This window comes from Ureibacillus sp. FSL W8-0352, from assembly GCF_038004345.1.
GTDB classification, from domain to species: domain Bacteria; phylum Bacillota; class Bacilli; order Bacillales_A; family Planococcaceae; genus Ureibacillus; species Ureibacillus thermosphaericus.
In genome coordinates, this window is record NZ_JBBOQT010000001.1 from 1,647,938 (window position 1) to 1,661,566 (window position 13,629).

Genomic DNA, 13,629 nt, shown 5'->3' on the forward strand with positions numbered 1-13,629 from the left:
GCAAAGGAAGTCAAACAAGATACCTAGTTTTTTTGGTGCAGCCGTTATAACAATAGGCTGTTTAGGAAGATTTTTCTTTCTAAACAGCCTTTTTCTTTGGGCAAGGCTTTTTCGATTGGCGATTTCTTCTAAGGCTCTATTTTTTTCGTTTGGCGATTATCTTATTGCTATTATACCTGTAAAGTTTACACATTAAAGCGCCCATAAGATGAGCATAATAAATATAAAATGTGGGAATTTATTGGGTTTATTAAAAAGCCACAGCGTAGCTGCAATGCCATTGACACCTACCACGATTCTTAGTACTTGGTGGATGGGGTCGGGGCCCCGCCAACAAGTACTTAGAATCGATTTGTCCGTAGTACAATGACAAACGGAGTGAGCGCAAGGAGCTATTTTTTGAGATCATCTGCAATCTACAATCACTACGGACAATCAGGTAGGTGTCAATGGTGGCGTACTTCGTACATGAATGGAGGATATGGAAATGGCGAAAAAATATCGATATTACACATTTGAATTCAAAAAACAAGTCATTGAAAAATATTTCGAAGGGTATTCTTCCACAGAGGTAGCTAAAATATATAACATTCATCGGAGAAGAGTCTCTGAATGGGTGAAAATTGTGAAAGAAGGAGGCTATGAAGCTCTCTTAACCAAAAGAGAAAAAGTAGCTAAACAGAAACAGTCGCCTGTTGAAAAATCTTTGGAAGAAAAATATCTTCTATTACAGTTGGAGAACGAATACTTAAAAAAGTTGTTAGATCTAAGAAAGGGGTGAATGATAAAGAACAACAATTTGCCTTTATTCACGCTTACGCAGAACAATATCCGATTTCTATTTTAGCGGAAATCGCCAATGTATCCCGTGCGGGTTATTATAAATGGTTAAAGAGAAATGGAGAAAAACATCGTGATCAAATTGATGAACGGTTAATCCCTTATATCCTAAAGGTGTTTAACGATCACCGTGGTACTGTGGGGAGAAAACGAATCAAAATTGAATTGGAAAGACAATATGGGTTAGTCATCAATGAAAAACGGATTGCCCGTTTAATGAGGAAATATGGATTGGTATGCAAAATTCGCCAAAAGAAATTTAGATATCGTCCAAGTGTTCATGGAAAAATTCCCAATCTTCTTAGCCGTAACTTCAAAGCCATTCGAGAAGGAGTAAAGTTTTCCATTGATATTACGTATATTCGCGTGAAAAGAGGACGTCAAAAATGGGTATATCTCTGTGCCATTAAAGACTTATTTAATGAGGAAATCGTGGCTTATTCAATGGGGACAAGTTTGGAAATGAAATTAGTGTATCGCGCCTTAGAAATGCTTAAAAAAAGGGGATATAGTAAAGGAGCGATTCTCCATAGTGACCAAGGCACTCACTTTACTAATCCCGATTATCAAGAGTATCTCCGTGAGATGGAGATAACTCAATCCATGTCCCGCAGAGGCAACTGCTGGGACAATGCCTGCATTGAAAATTTCTTTAGTCATCTGAAGGTTGAACTTGGATGTTTTAGTCAACCCGAAACTGTACGAGAAATTTACGAAGCAGTAGAAAACTATATTAATTATTATAACACCAAACGTATCGTAACTAAACTAAAAATGAGCCCGATGGAATATAGAACAAAAGCAGCATAAATTTGGATTAATACGGGGCGGATAAAAATGTCTACTTGACAGGAGCATGAGCATATCCTAGGTGGCGATTAACTTTTACGCTTTGGCGATTATTTTGCTAAAGCCGGCGATTATCCAGCCTTCTACTTTTTCGATTTGTTATTGGAAAAAACAAACACTAACGGAGGAAAGAATAAAATAAATCCATACCATCCAAATGAAAAGAAAATCGGAATTAGTAAAAAGGAAATCCCTGAAATAATGGTCAATATAGATCTTTTCTTCAAACCGTAAATACCTATAATAAATCCGAGTGCGATACAAATTAAAGACAGTATTTTTAGCCAATCCATGTAACTTACCTCTAACGCTTATTCCACTCCTGGCAAGAGCCGCAGCAATTTCTCATCCGCATCCAAAATCACTTCAACCCCTAGTGGAATACCGATGTTTGGCTTCGAATGCCCAATGTTGAATCCCGCTACTGCTGGCTTTTTATATGGGGATAAATATTCCTTGAATAAAGCTAATATGTCTTCCTTACCAACACTTCCAATTGCAAAGCCGCTTGCTTCTTTTAACTTTCCTGCAAGCCTCAACTGATTCAGCAAACGGTCGATTTCTTCAATCTGCAAATCTGCTTCTTCCAAAAGCAAAATTTTGCCAAGCGTATTAATTTCAAATTTTGTGCCAAGGGTATCCACAATTCTTCGCAAGTTCCCGCCGATAATTTCTCCCCGAACCGCGCCAGGAATAATGCTCACAAGCGGCGAAAGGCTTTCATCATAAAAAATTTCGTAAGGTGTAAATAATTGGTAAAACATTTTTTTCGATTGTTCATCTGCAATTTTTGAAAGAGCAGGTCCGTGGAAGGTTGCCACATTGGAAAACTGATGAAAGGCAATATGTAAAAACGTGATATCTGAACATCCCCAAAAAATTTTAGGATGTTCAGCAAGCAATGGATAGTCAATTTGATCAGCTATTCTTGCAGCGCCATATCCGTCTGTCACGCAAAAAATCGCCTTTACTTCCGGATCGATAATCATTTGATGCAAATCCTGCACCCGCTCTTCATCTGTTCCTGCCAAGTACTTTCCAGAAAGTCCGATGGTTTGTCCTAATTTGTATTGTAATCCCATTTCACTAAAGATCGATAAGGGATTTTGCAAACTTTCTACATCCATCGGATTGCTAAGGGCAATCACTCCAACTGTATCTCCTTTGTTTAAATGCTTCGGTCGTATAATCATGGATTTCCTCCTGCGTTCTTTTTACTAAAGTTATATTAACAAAATTGCCTCAGAAAAAACCATTACATAAATCCGATTTCTTTGGACTAAAACAAATCATTAACAATTTTTTCCTTTAAATTCGTCATTAATTATTATACAATCTTTGTAACTATTCATTCCAACCTCCAAAGGATGAGTAACATGGTCAAGTTAAAATTAGAGCATCTGCACAAAGCCTATCACCAATTCGATGCTATTAAGGATGTCAATTTTGAGATTCAAGATCAGGAATTTATTGTGATTGTTGGTCCTTCCGGCTGCGGTAAATCGACTCTATTGCGACTTATTGCAGGGTTGGAGGAGCCTTCCCACGGACAAATTATCATGGATGGGCAATGCATCAATCATCTTTCACCAAAGGAACGCAATGTTTCCTTTGTCTTTCAAAATTTTGCCCTTTATCCCCATATGAATGTTTACCACAATTTGGCCTTCGGATTAAAAAGCCGGAAAACCCCAAAAGAGGAAATTGAATCTCGCATCCAAAATATTGCTAAACTTTTGCATATTGAAGATTTATTAAAACGAAAGCCTAATGAACTTTCAGGAGGGCAGCTGCAGCGCATAGCCATTGGACGGGCCATTATCCGGGATGCCAACCTTTTGTTAATGGATGAACCCCTTTCCAACTTAGATGCTCAACTACGCATAAAAATGCGAAAAGAGCTCATTCAACTCCATCAACACCTAAAAACAACAACCCTTTATGTAACCCATGACCAAGCTGAAGCTATGACGATGGCTACTCGCCTTGTCGTCATGAATCAAGGAACTATCCAACAAATCGGAACACCGCAGGAAATATACAATCGGCCAAAAAATGTATTTGTGGCAGGGTTCATCGGCTCACCAAGCATGAACTTTTTCAACGGCATCATAAATAACGGAAAAATTCAAATCGACTCCCTTTCAATTCCTCTATTAGAAAGTCAATTGACTCTTTTAGAAGATTACAATCAGCAAGAAATCATCATCGGAATTCGGCCGGAAGATTTTTCATTCAATCCAAAAAGAGGCATCAGTTTCCAAGCAAAAGCAGAAATCGTTGAATCTTTAGGTGCTGAAGTTCTTGTCCACTTCAAATTAGGAGAGCAGCCCTTCACCGCCCGATTGAAACCAACAGCGAATGTTCAAGTTGGACAACCTCACACCTTATCAATAGATTTAGAGAAAATACATTTTTTTGAAAGCCAAACAAAAAATCGGATTTTTTAAAGACTGGGGTAATTGTTGATGAAAAAATTGTGCATGTTCACGACAATTTTGTTATGTTCTTTCATTCTTGCAGCATGTTCGAACTCCGACCAGGAAAGTAAAGAGGTTAAACTTACGGTATCCGCAGCAGCTAGTTTAAAGGATGCTTTAGATGAAATAAAACAGCACTACGAAAAGGAACATCCGGATGTTTCCTTAACCTTCAATTACGGCTCTTCTGGTTCTCTTAAGCAGCAAATCCTTCAAGGGGCGCCTGTCGATTTATTCTTCTCTGCGGCAATAGAGCCCTATAACGAACTTGCTGAAAAAGGCATTATAGAAGAAGGTACCAACCTGCTTGGAAATGAACTTGCATTAATTGTTCCCAAAAACAATTCTTCCATTAAACGTTTTGAAGACCTTGCAGCTGAAGAAATCCATAAAATGTCCATTGGAACGCCTGAAACTGTCCCAGCCGGCCTATACGCAAAAGAAACCCTTGAACGGATGAATTTATGGGAAGCTGTGGAATCCAAATTGGTGTATGCAAAAGATGTCCGACAAGTGTTGTCCTATGTGGAGACGGGCAATGTGGATGCAGGCATTGTTTATAAAACGGATGCATTAGTTTCCGATAAAGTCAAAATTGCAGCAACAGCAGATGAAAGCATCCATGCGCCAATAATGTATCCTGTTGGGGTCATCAAGGAATCACAAAATTATGATGCAGCCAAATCCTTTTATCAATATTTGCAAAGCGAAAATGCAATAAAGGTGTTTGAAGCCTATGGATTTATTGTTAAATAAAGAATTTTGGACTCCGGTTTGGCTATCTATTAAAACGGCTGCCATTGCAGGAATGATTGTAATCGTCTTTGGAACGATTGCCGGAAGGTTGCTCTCGCGGAAAAATTTTAGAGGGAAAGTTCTGCTAGAAACGTTTCTTCTGCTTCCGATGGTGCTTCCTCCAACCGTTGTCGGCTTTTTCCTTATTGTGATTTTTGGGAAAAACAGCCCAGTGGGACAATTTTTAGAGTGGTTATTTCAGCAGCCCGTCATTTTCACTTGGTATGCAGCGGTAATTGCAGCGGTGGTCGTCGCTTTCCCTTTAATGTATCAATCCGCAAAAGCAGGATTTGAAGCCATCGACAAAGATATTGAAGATGCCGCAAGAATTGACGGGGCAAGCGAATGGAGAATTTTCTTGTATATTTCTATCCCCCTTGCTTCAAAATCGCTCATCTCCGGAAGCATATTAAGCTTTGCCCGGGCGTTGGGGGAATTTGGGGCAACGTTGATGTTTGCTGGAAATATTCCGGGAGAAACGCAAACTATCCCAACCGCCATTTATATTGCCATCGAATCAGGCAATATGGCTTGGGCTTGGATGTGGTGCATATCCATCTTCCTGCTTTCCTTCGCGCTACTTTTAGTGGTTCAATTGAAAAATAAAAGGAGGCTCTAAAATTTAAGAGGCCTCCTTTTTATTTGCTTCAAGTTCACCCTCCGCTAATCGGCGGAATGAAGGCAAGGGTATCGCCATCTTTTACGACTGCATCATCTGTGACAAATTCTTCATTCACTGCAGCCATCATTTGCTCCAAAGAAAGTTGAGGATATTCCTTCTCCATCCATTTCTTCACATCTTGTACTGTGCAGCCCTCTAGCTCTACCATGACCTTTGATTGTCCAACAGCTTCTTGCAAGTGGGCAAATAACAATACCTTAATCATCCTTGTTCACCTCTCAGAATCGTGGTTTTCCTTCCGCATATGGCACATTTTCCAATTGATCGCCAATCCATTCGCTGCCGTCTTCCCAATGCTCTTTTTTCCAGATTGGCACAATTTGTTTAATTCGCTCAATGGCATATTCATTCGCTTCATATGCTGCTTTCCTATGGGGGGAAGATACGGCAATGACTACAGCAATTTCTGTAATTTCCAACCGGCCCACTCGATGGGTAATGGCGATTTTCGCTTCCGGCCAGCGTTCCTTAATTTCTTTTGCAATCTGTTCAAACATTTTTACCGCCATTTCCGGATATGCTTGATATTCCAAAAATAACGTCTTTTTCCCATTGGTCATTTCACGCACAGTTCCGACAAATAAGGTGATTGCGCCGGCATTGCGGTTTACCACTTTCTTTCTGACCTCTTCAACATCAATGGGATGTTCAACAATTTCAAACAATGACGTTTCCATGATTTCCCCTCCATTCTTCCATCCGTATTGTCAAAAATTACTTAATAAAACTTACGTTTTTGTTGATATAACTAGTTTTATATAAAAAAAACTTGCCACCCCCTTAAAATTAGGGTATTTATGAGGTAACCACACACTCAAAAATCCCTAATAAAGGAAGTGACAAGTTGTTACCTCAATTATTAACCTATTTGCTTGAATATATCAAGTACCAAGATCAAATGATTCGAACATTACTTACCCTTCTGATTGGAAAAAACATGTTTGATAAGCCAACTGAAAAGCCTGTCAATAAGCCTTATCAAAAACTCCAGGTGGATGAGCTGCCAATCATTGAAACTCTACAAAAGCTCGATTATCAAATTCTTCTCAAAGAATATTTGGAGAAGAACGGGAAACCTCTCAAACCTGTTCAGAGGCGTTCCAATTCAAAAGGTAAAGTACCTTCATCCATGAAATGTCCAAGGTGTGGTGCTCCGTCAGATTATCTTTATGCCAATAACGGAGGTAAAGGACAGTATCAATGCAAGGTGTGTGCGTGTCTGTTTAATAAAAAGAATCAATATGCCAAGGAGGCTATACTAAAATGTCCACACTGTTCGAAAACACTCGAGAAGATCAAGGAAAGAAAAGATTTTCTCGTATTTAAGTGCAAAAACAATGACTGTCCGTATTACAAAAAGAAACTGCAAGGAATGTCTAAAAAAGAGAAAAAGCAGTTCGAAAAGGATCCTCCGTCTTTTAAAGTTCGATACATATTCCGTCAGTTTCAAATTGATTATCAGCCGTTAGCCAAACATTCACCTAAGAAGCCAAAAGTGGATTTGTCCAGGCTTCATGTGTCACCGCACACATTGGGGCTCATTTTAACCTACCATGTAAACTATGGCTTATCGGCTCGGAAAACAGCTGCACTGATGAAGGATGTTCATGGCGTACCCATCTCTCACCAGAGTATATTGAATTACGAAAACAGCGTAGCACTTCTTCTCAAACCTTATGTGGATCATTATCCTTACGAGCTTTCTGATCAATTCTGCGGAGACGAAACATACATTAAGGTGAATGGTCGTTGGCATTATCTTTTTTTCTTTTTTGATGCGGTAAAGAAAATTATTCTGTCCTACCCTGTTTCTCCAAATCGTGATACGGTATCAGCCATTCGTGCGATTGATGAGGCCTTATGGAAGATGAAAGAGATCCCGGAAGACCTCACCTTTGTCGTAGATGGCAATCCGATTTACCTTTTAGCACAACACTTTTTTGCCCAGCACGGTATTACGTTTGATGTGAAGCAGGTCATTGGACTAACCAACGAAGACCAGGTTTCAACGGAATACAGACCGCTAAAACAAATTATTGAAAGACTGAATCGAACATTTAAGGGCAATTACAGATCGACACACGGATCCGTTTCTTATGTGACTTTGTTTGTGGCTTATTTTAATTTCTTGCGGCCACATTCAGCCCTGGAAGGCAAAGTGCCTGTAGTTATTCCAGAGCTAAAAGGACTGCCGAATATGCCTGCACGTTGGACAAAACTGATTGGTTTAGCTCAACAATGGCTAGTAGAGCAAACTGCCTAACTTTTTGTTTAGCAGAGCCCTTACCAGCATCGGCGAAGCGAACTCTTGACAAACCGAACCAGTCAATGGTTTAAAATGGGAATTGGCAAGGGCTTCTTTGGTGTGCCTTCTTTTTGTTCCCTTCGCCCTTGTTGGTTCGAAATCAAACCATTGACGTGTTTGTCAAGAGCGATTGCGGCGGCATTTCCTCTAGTTTCGCTAGATCACATCCCTCCAAAACTAAGTTTTCATAGATTTTTTGACACTACCCTTCCATCAAAAATTTTATGTACCGTTCCTCTTCGTCAATGGAGAAAACAGGATAATCCATCTTTTTCTCTATTACACAAGTTGGCCAGTGGATGACGCATAAAATATTGGACAACTTTTCAAGCAGCTCCATCTCCTCTGGATTTCGCAAAAGAATCACTTTCCTGAATCGTTCCTGTTTATAGCCTTCTATCAAAATGAGATCGAGATTAAACAAATCATACATCATTAATATTTCATCCAATGTCCAGCTCTCCTGATGAATGCTTAAACGCAATGTACCGTGCCCTTCCACTGCTGCAACACAGGCTCCTGCTTGTTCATGGCGAACGTTGTCTTTAGAGAATTCCACTGGGATGCCTCCATGCCCGTGGTGTTTAATTGCACCAACGCGCAAACCTTGAGCAGCTGCTTGGGAAATAAGATTTTCCATCAACGTAGTTTTTCCGCTGCCAGAATACCCTACAATTTGTAAGATTTTACGAAATCGTCCCAAGGCCACTCACTTCCTTCTTGGTCATCAAGCAACAATACATCCACCTGCATTCCCTTTTCATATCCCCGGGAACCCCCTGGGAGTACAATGAAAGCATTGGCTTTTGCTAAAGAAGAAACAGCACTTGATTTATCAAACCCGGAAGGAATGGCTTTTAATGTCCCATTTTCATGAAAAGCTGTTCCTCTCACAAAACGGGTAAAAGGATTTGGTTTTGGAAAGTCCGCCCCTAAGATGGCCTGGGCTCTTTTTAGGTGCGGGCGTTTAGAGCCAAATGCTTTCCGAAGAATTGGACGAACGAACAGTTCAAATCCAACGTAGCAGGCGGATGGATTTCCGGAAAGCCCAAACAATAGCTTCTCATCCTTCACAGCCACCGTTGTCACGCTTCCCGGCCGCATCGCCACTTTATTAAACAATACTTTTGCGCCGATTGCTTTATAAATCGCAGGCAAATTGTCAAAATCGCCGACAGATACGCCGCCAGTAGTGATTAATAAATCCACTTCTTGCATTGCTTTCAAAACAGCATCAATGCATTCTTCAAGGTCATCTTTCAACTTGCCTAAATACATTGCCGTACCCCCTGCCCGCTCCACTTGAGCCATCATCATATAAGCATTGCTGTTGCGGATTTTTCCCGGCTGCAAAGCTTCCCCCGGCTCCACCAGTTCGCTGCCTGTTGCAATCACGCCAACAACCGGTTTTCGGAAAACAGGCACATCCGACACCCCAAAGGTTGCAAGCAACGCAATCACTCCAGGGTTAATGAACTCTCCTTTTTCGATGAGTGCCTCTCCCTTTCGAACTTCCTCGCCGCGATAAGAAATATTCGTTCCTGCTTCAAAAGGACGTTTAATGGACATAAAACTTTGGCCATTTTCTTCAAATTCCTGGGTCAACTCTAGCATCACCACAGCATCGCATCCTTTAGGAATCGGAGCGCCCGTCATAATTCTTACCGCTTCTTGCTTGCCCACCGTTCCCTCAAAGACATATCCTGCACCAATTTCCCCCACGACTTTAAAAATTACGGGATTGACCCTGCTTGCACCCTTACTATCGATAGAACGGATTGCAAAACCGTCATAAGGAGAGCGGTCAAAGGCTGGAACATCTATATCTGCCGCAATATCTTCCGCTAAAAAACGGCCATGCGCTTTCGTTAAAGGCACAACTTCTTTCTTCGCTTCAAAGGCAAATTCCATTACCCTATGAACCGCTTCCCTTACTGGTATGGGATTTCTTTTTTCCAACAACTTAACACACCTTCTTTATCCTAATAATCGATAATAAATGCTTTTCGCTTTTTCAATTTCTTGAATGCCATGAATCATGACGCGTCCATCTTTGAAAATCACCACTCGAACATTTTCCATTAGACATGAAATTAAAAATGGATTTCTTTGGATTCTCCCGTAATTTTGCAGGCGATGGGCAAGTTCGTCCAAAGAATAAGAAAGGGGTTTTGCCGGACGAATTTGCACCGCATCCCGACCGCACAATACTTCCAATTTCGTTTGAGATTCATAAGATAAAAACGGAAACGTCGGATGCATCCCGCATGAAGGACAATCCTCATTCTGCATTTTTTCCACATTGATTTCATAATGCTGATTTTTCCATACATCAAAGAGTAAATACGTCTTTCTCAGCGCCTCTTCATCACCCACTAAAATTTTCAACACCTCTGCCACTTGATAGGCTGCGGTAATTTGAACCGCTGGGCTAATGATGCCAATCGTGTCGCAAGTGAGCCCTGTATTCGTAATGACCTTTTGCAAACAGCGAAGGCAAGGGGTTTTTCCGGGAAAGATGGTGTAAGTGGCACCGTAGCTTCCCACACAGGAACCATAAATCCAAGGTATGTAATATTTTTGGGAAAGGTCATTGATTAAATAGCGGACATCAAAATTATCCGTTGCATCCAAAATTACATCCACATCTTTTAAGAGTTCCGCAAATGGTTCGGAGAAAGCGTCAAGTACATACCCTTTTACTTCAATGCTTGAGTTGATTGCTTGAAGCCGGTTTTTTGCTGCAATCGCTTTAGGCAGTTTCTCCTCTGCATCCTGCTCCGTGTACAATTGCTGCCTTTGCAAATTGCTCCACTCCACATAATCCCGGTCCACCAAGGTAAGTTTCCCGACGCCGGCTCTTGCTAAGGCTTCTGCCGATGCGCTGCCCAATGCACCAATGCCTACAATCAGGACGTGTTTTTGCTTCAGCATCTCCTGTCCTTTTTCTCCAATGGGGCGAAATAATTGTTGTCTTGAATATCGATCACTCATCATGACGCATCTTTCCTTTACAAAAATTTGCTTCAACTATTATGATAAACTATAATTTCCTAAAAATAGAAATGTACCAAAGGAGGGCTACTATTGCACCTTACAAAACAAATTCCTATCCATGCCGCTATCTTAACGGTAAGCGACACACGTACAAAAGACGATGACCTCAGCGGACAAAAAATCAAATCATTGCTTGAAGGGGCTTCTTTTCACGTTGCAGATTACCAAATCGTCAAAGATGAGCCTTCAGAAATCGCAAGCCACATTCAAAACTGGTGCGAACATGAAAGCATCAATGCCATTATCGTGACAGGGGGCACCGGCTTTACACCAAGGGACCAAACTTACGAAACGATTGTTCCACTTTTGGAGAAAGAAATGACTGGCTTCGGGGAATTGTTCCGCTACTTAAGCTATGAAGAAATCGGAGCAAAAGCGATGTTTAGCCGTGCCACAGCGGGATGCAGAAATCAAACAGCCATCTATTTATTGCCAGGCTCCCAAAATGCCGTAACGCTTGCCATGACCAAACTTATTCTCCCAACGGTGCAACATTTTGTGAGCGAGCTGAACCGCCAATGAACATGGCAGGGGTTGTCTTAGCAGGAGGTCAATCATCGAGATTCGGCCGCCCAAAAATGTTTGAAATCTTTGAAGAAGAACCTTTGTATAAAAAAAGTTTAAAAGCTTTGCAAGGAAATTCTTTGCATCCTATCATCATCGCAACCAATGCCGAACTACAGCCAAATTTTGCGGAAGAAAATGTGGTGTTCCGTATTGAAACAACACTGCATCAAGGGCCTTTAGTTGCACTCCAAAACGTCATGCAACATTTTCCTGATGTTGATTGGTTTGTTGTGCTGGCAAGCGATATGCCTTTTATAGACGCAGATTTTATCCGCAAAATGCTAAACCAAATCGATGACCGGTATGAAGCCATCGTCCCAAAGCAAAATTCAAAAATCCAGCCCCTTGCTGCCATTTATCGGCGTAGAACTTTGCCGATACTTGATTCTGTCATTCAACAACATAAAAGAAGCATGAAAGACTTTTTAAAGGAGCTGAAGGTTTGCTATGTTAAATTTGATGAGGAATGCCAAACCTTTGCCAATATTAATACCCAACAAGATTTGCTGGAAATTCTAAAAAAGGAGAAAAAATGATGAGTAATTTTTCCCATTGGAATGAAGAAGGTCGTCCGAAAATGGTCGATATTTCCGAAAAAGATACAACAAAGCGTACAGCCATCGCACGCGGCATAATTACCTTATCCGATGAATTGTACGAAGCCATACAAAAGGGAGGAATCAAAAAAGGCGACCCATTGCAAGTGGCGCAAATTGCCGGAATTATGGGGGCGAAAAAAACGCCGGACCTTATTCCAATGTGCCACCCAATCATGTTGCAAGGCGTTGATTTTCAATTTGAATATACGAAATCGAAAAGCGGCTACGAATTGCATATCCAAGCAACGGTAAAATGCACCGGAAAAACCGGCGTTGAAATGGAGGCATTAACGGCTGTAAGTGTGGCGGCCCTCACTTTTTATGATATGTGCAAAGCTGTTGATAAAAGGATGGTCATTAAAGATATTTATCTTGTCCAAAAAACAGGAGGAAAAAGCGGAAGGTTCGTGCATCATGTATAGATCGGCGAATGCCGCTTTTTCTTTTATCCTCCGATATGGGACATTTCCACTTTCAGCTTGTTCTTTGTATATTGATTGCGTTCTTCGGAATAGCGGTCTTTCCGGTTTTCCCACACGTTAATTACACAATGCTGGATGGTTTCATCATCCGCGCCATTCCTTAACAAACTCCGCAAATCCGTGCCGCTTGAAGCAAATAAACAAGTATACAATTTTCCTTCAGCCGACAGCCTAGCCCGGGTACAAGTTGCGCAAAAAGGCTCTGTAACCGATGAAATAACCCCGATTTCCCCATCTCCATCTAGATACTGATAACGTTTTGCCACTTCCCCTCGGTAATTGGGCTTAATGGGTTTTAAAGGAAACACATCGTTCAATTGTTCAAGAATCTCTTGTTTTGTGACAACTTCATCCAATTTCCATCCATTGGTGTTGCCCACATCCATATATTCAATAAAACGGAGAATTTGCTTTCTCTCTTTGAAAAATTTTGCCATGGCGACAATATCTTCCTCATTGGCTCCCCTTTTTACCACCATATTGACTTTCACTTTTAAGCCTGCTTCATGGGCTTTTTCAATGCCTTCTAAAACAGCCTTCACACTGCCCCGATGGCCGTTTATTTCCGAAAAACGGCCTTCATCCAGCGAATCTAGGCTGACTGAAACTCTTTTCAGCCCCGCCTTTGCCAAATCCTCCGCATGCTTTTTCAACAAGCTGCCGTTCGTTGTAAGGGCCAAATCCTCCACTCCACTAATAGCGGCAATACGTTCTATCAATTCCGATAAACGGGGGCGCAACAAAGGCTCTCCCCCTGTAAACCGAATTTTTTTCACACCCAGCGACACAAAAATCTTGACGAGCCATTCGATTTCATCAAAAGTAAGCAGCTGCTCCGATTTCAAAAAAGGATAATCCGGGCCGAAAATTTCGGCAGGCATGCAATATTGGCAGCGGAAATTGCATCGGTCTGTCACCGATATTCGCAAATCACGCAAAGGTCTTTTCAATTGGTCTTGTAGCATTGTAATAG

At 41.1% G+C, this 13,629-nt stretch carries 16 protein-coding genes; 9 read left to right on the forward strand and 7 right to left on the reverse strand.

Features of this window, described 5'->3' with window-relative positions:
* The first annotated feature begins 487 nt into the window (after positions 1 to 487).
* Both NST98_RS08460 and NST98_RS08465 read left to right on the forward strand, forming a co-directional pair.
* Positions 488 to 781 carry a helix-turn-helix domain-containing protein gene (locus NST98_RS08460; RefSeq protein ID WP_172597841.1) on the forward strand — a complete coding sequence of 98 codons (294 nt, stop codon included), beginning with the start codon at positions 488 to 490 and terminating at the stop codon, positions 779 to 781.
* On the forward strand, positions 778 to 1,650 hold the full coding sequence (locus NST98_RS08465; protein ID WP_096550742.1) for an IS3 family transposase: 873 nt from the start codon (positions 778 to 780) through the stop codon (positions 1,648 to 1,650). The genes NST98_RS08460 and NST98_RS08465 overlap by 4 nt, the downstream gene beginning before the upstream one ends.
* Positions 1,651 to 2,000: 350 nt before the next feature.
* Here NST98_RS08465 and NST98_RS08470 read toward each other — a convergent pair whose 3' ends face one another.
* Positions 2,001 to 2,882 (reverse strand): S66 peptidase family protein, encoded by an 882-nt coding sequence (locus tag NST98_RS08470; RefSeq protein ID WP_340714906.1) that lies wholly within the window; start codon positions 2,880 to 2,882, stop codon positions 2,001 to 2,003.
* A 183-nt stretch (positions 2,883 to 3,065) separates the two neighbouring features.
* On the opposite strand from NST98_RS08470, the gene NST98_RS08475 reads away from it, so the two are divergent.
* From NST98_RS08475 to modB, 3 genes are read left to right on the forward strand one after another with little or no spacing between them, the layout of a single operon-like run.
* On the forward strand, positions 3,066 to 4,139 hold the full coding sequence (locus NST98_RS08475) for an ABC transporter ATP-binding protein (protein WP_340714907.1): 1,074 nt from the start codon (positions 3,066 to 3,068) through the stop codon (positions 4,137 to 4,139).
* 18 nt (positions 4,140 to 4,157) lie between these two features.
* Positions 4,158 to 4,925, forward strand: a complete 768-nt coding sequence (gene modA, locus NST98_RS08480; RefSeq protein ID WP_340714908.1) for a molybdate ABC transporter substrate-binding protein — start codon at positions 4,158 to 4,160, stop codon at positions 4,923 to 4,925.
* Positions 4,906 to 5,583: a molybdate ABC transporter permease subunit gene (gene modB / locus NST98_RS08485; protein ID WP_096552042.1), complete on the forward strand. Its 678-nt coding sequence runs from the start codon at positions 4,906 to 4,908 to the stop codon at positions 5,581 to 5,583. Before modA ends, modB begins: the two co-directional genes overlap by 20 nt.
* A 34-nt stretch (positions 5,584 to 5,617) precedes the next feature.
* On the opposite strand, the gene moaD is transcribed toward modB, so the two are convergent.
* Both moaD and NST98_RS08495 read right to left on the reverse strand, forming a co-directional pair.
* Entirely contained in the window at positions 5,618 to 5,851 is a 234-nt protein-coding gene (moaD, locus tag NST98_RS08490; protein WP_096552044.1) for a molybdopterin converting factor subunit 1, read from the reverse strand.
* A gap of 13 nt (positions 5,852 to 5,864) precedes the next feature.
* Positions 5,865 to 6,323 (reverse strand): molybdenum cofactor biosynthesis protein MoaE, encoded by a 459-nt coding sequence (locus NST98_RS08495; protein WP_340435280.1) that lies wholly within the window; start codon positions 6,321 to 6,323, stop codon positions 5,865 to 5,867.
* Positions 6,324 to 6,490: 167 nt separating this feature from the next.
* Between NST98_RS08495 and NST98_RS08500 the strand changes: the two genes are divergently transcribed.
* On the forward strand, positions 6,491 to 7,909 hold the full coding sequence (locus NST98_RS08500) for a DDE-type integrase/transposase/recombinase (RefSeq protein ID WP_340714909.1): 1,419 nt from the start codon (positions 6,491 to 6,493) through the stop codon (positions 7,907 to 7,909).
* Positions 7,910 to 8,153: 244 nt separating this feature from the next.
* Here NST98_RS08500 and mobB read toward each other — a convergent pair whose 3' ends face one another.
* The 3 genes from mobB to NST98_RS08515 are packed head-to-tail and all read right to left on the reverse strand — an operon-like array spanning position 8,154 to position 10,945.
* Entirely contained in the window at positions 8,154 to 8,660 is a 507-nt protein-coding gene (gene mobB, locus NST98_RS08505) for a molybdopterin-guanine dinucleotide biosynthesis protein B (RefSeq protein WP_340714910.1), read from the reverse strand.
* Positions 8,621 to 9,913 carry a molybdopterin molybdotransferase MoeA gene (locus tag NST98_RS08510; RefSeq protein WP_340714911.1) on the reverse strand — a complete coding sequence of 431 codons (1,293 nt, stop codon included), beginning with the start codon at positions 9,911 to 9,913 and terminating at the stop codon, positions 8,621 to 8,623. Before NST98_RS08510 ends, mobB begins: the two co-directional genes overlap by 40 nt.
* A 15-nt stretch (positions 9,914 to 9,928) precedes the next feature.
* Entirely contained in the window at positions 9,929 to 10,945 is a 1,017-nt protein-coding gene (locus NST98_RS08515) for a MoeB/ThiF family adenylyltransferase (protein WP_096552578.1), read from the reverse strand.
* 93 nt (positions 10,946 to 11,038) lie between these two features.
* Between NST98_RS08515 and NST98_RS08520 the strand changes: the two genes are divergently transcribed.
* The 3 genes from NST98_RS08520 to moaC are packed head-to-tail and all read left to right on the forward strand — an operon-like array spanning position 11,039 to position 12,596.
* Positions 11,039 to 11,530, forward strand: a complete 492-nt coding sequence (locus NST98_RS08520; protein ID WP_096552052.1) for a MogA/MoaB family molybdenum cofactor biosynthesis protein — start codon at positions 11,039 to 11,041, stop codon at positions 11,528 to 11,530.
* A gap of 2 nt (positions 11,531 to 11,532) precedes the next feature.
* Positions 11,533 to 12,111 (forward strand): molybdenum cofactor guanylyltransferase, encoded by a 579-nt coding sequence (locus tag NST98_RS08525; protein ID WP_340715702.1) that lies wholly within the window; start codon positions 11,533 to 11,535, stop codon positions 12,109 to 12,111.
* Positions 12,111 to 12,596, forward strand: coding sequence for a cyclic pyranopterin monophosphate synthase MoaC (gene moaC / locus NST98_RS08530; RefSeq protein WP_340715703.1), 486 nt, complete (start codon positions 12,111 to 12,113; stop codon positions 12,594 to 12,596). Before NST98_RS08525 ends, moaC begins: the two co-directional genes overlap by 1 nt.
* Before the next feature lie 23 nt (positions 12,597 to 12,619).
* Here moaC and moaA read toward each other — a convergent pair whose 3' ends face one another.
* Entirely contained in the window at positions 12,620 to 13,621 is a 1,002-nt protein-coding gene (gene moaA / locus NST98_RS08535) for a GTP 3',8-cyclase MoaA (RefSeq protein WP_340714912.1), read from the reverse strand.
* Positions 13,622 to 13,629 lie beyond the last annotated feature (8 nt).

Excerpts from the sequence above, each read along its gene's own strand:
- NST98_RS08525 (WP_340715702.1), top strand. The coding sequence starts at position 11,533 with ATGGCAGGGGTTGTCTTAGCAGGAGGTCAATCATCGAGATTCGGCCGC.
- NST98_RS08515 (WP_096552578.1), bottom strand. The coding sequence starts at position 10,945 with ATGAGTGATCGATATTCAAGACAACAATTATTTCGCCCCATTGGAGAA.
- modA (WP_340714908.1), top strand. The coding sequence starts at position 4,158 with ATGAAAAAATTGTGCATGTTCACGACAATTTTGTTATGTTCTTTCATT.
- NST98_RS08475 (WP_340714907.1), top strand. The coding sequence starts at position 3,066 with ATGGTCAAGTTAAAATTAGAGCATCTGCACAAAGCCTATCACCAATTC.
- moaC (WP_340715703.1), top strand. The coding sequence starts at position 12,111 with ATGAGTAATTTTTCCCATTGGAATGAAGAAGGTCGTCCGAAAATGGTC.
- NST98_RS08470 (WP_340714906.1), bottom strand. The coding sequence starts at position 2,882 with ATGATTATACGACCGAAGCATTTAAACAAAGGAGATACAGTTGGAGTG.
- moaA (WP_340714912.1), bottom strand. The coding sequence starts at position 13,621 with ATGCTACAAGACCAATTGAAAAGACCTTTGCGTGATTTGCGAATATCG.
- modB (WP_096552042.1), top strand. The coding sequence starts at position 4,906 with ATGGATTTATTGTTAAATAAAGAATTTTGGACTCCGGTTTGGCTATCT.
- moaD (WP_096552044.1), bottom strand. The coding sequence starts at position 5,851 with ATGATTAAGGTATTGTTATTTGCCCACTTGCAAGAAGCTGTTGGACAA.
- NST98_RS08460 (WP_172597841.1), top strand. The coding sequence starts at position 488 with ATGGCGAAAAAATATCGATATTACACATTTGAATTCAAAAAACAAGTC.
- NST98_RS08495 (WP_340435280.1), bottom strand. The coding sequence starts at position 6,323 with ATGGAAACGTCATTGTTTGAAATTGTTGAACATCCCATTGATGTTGAA.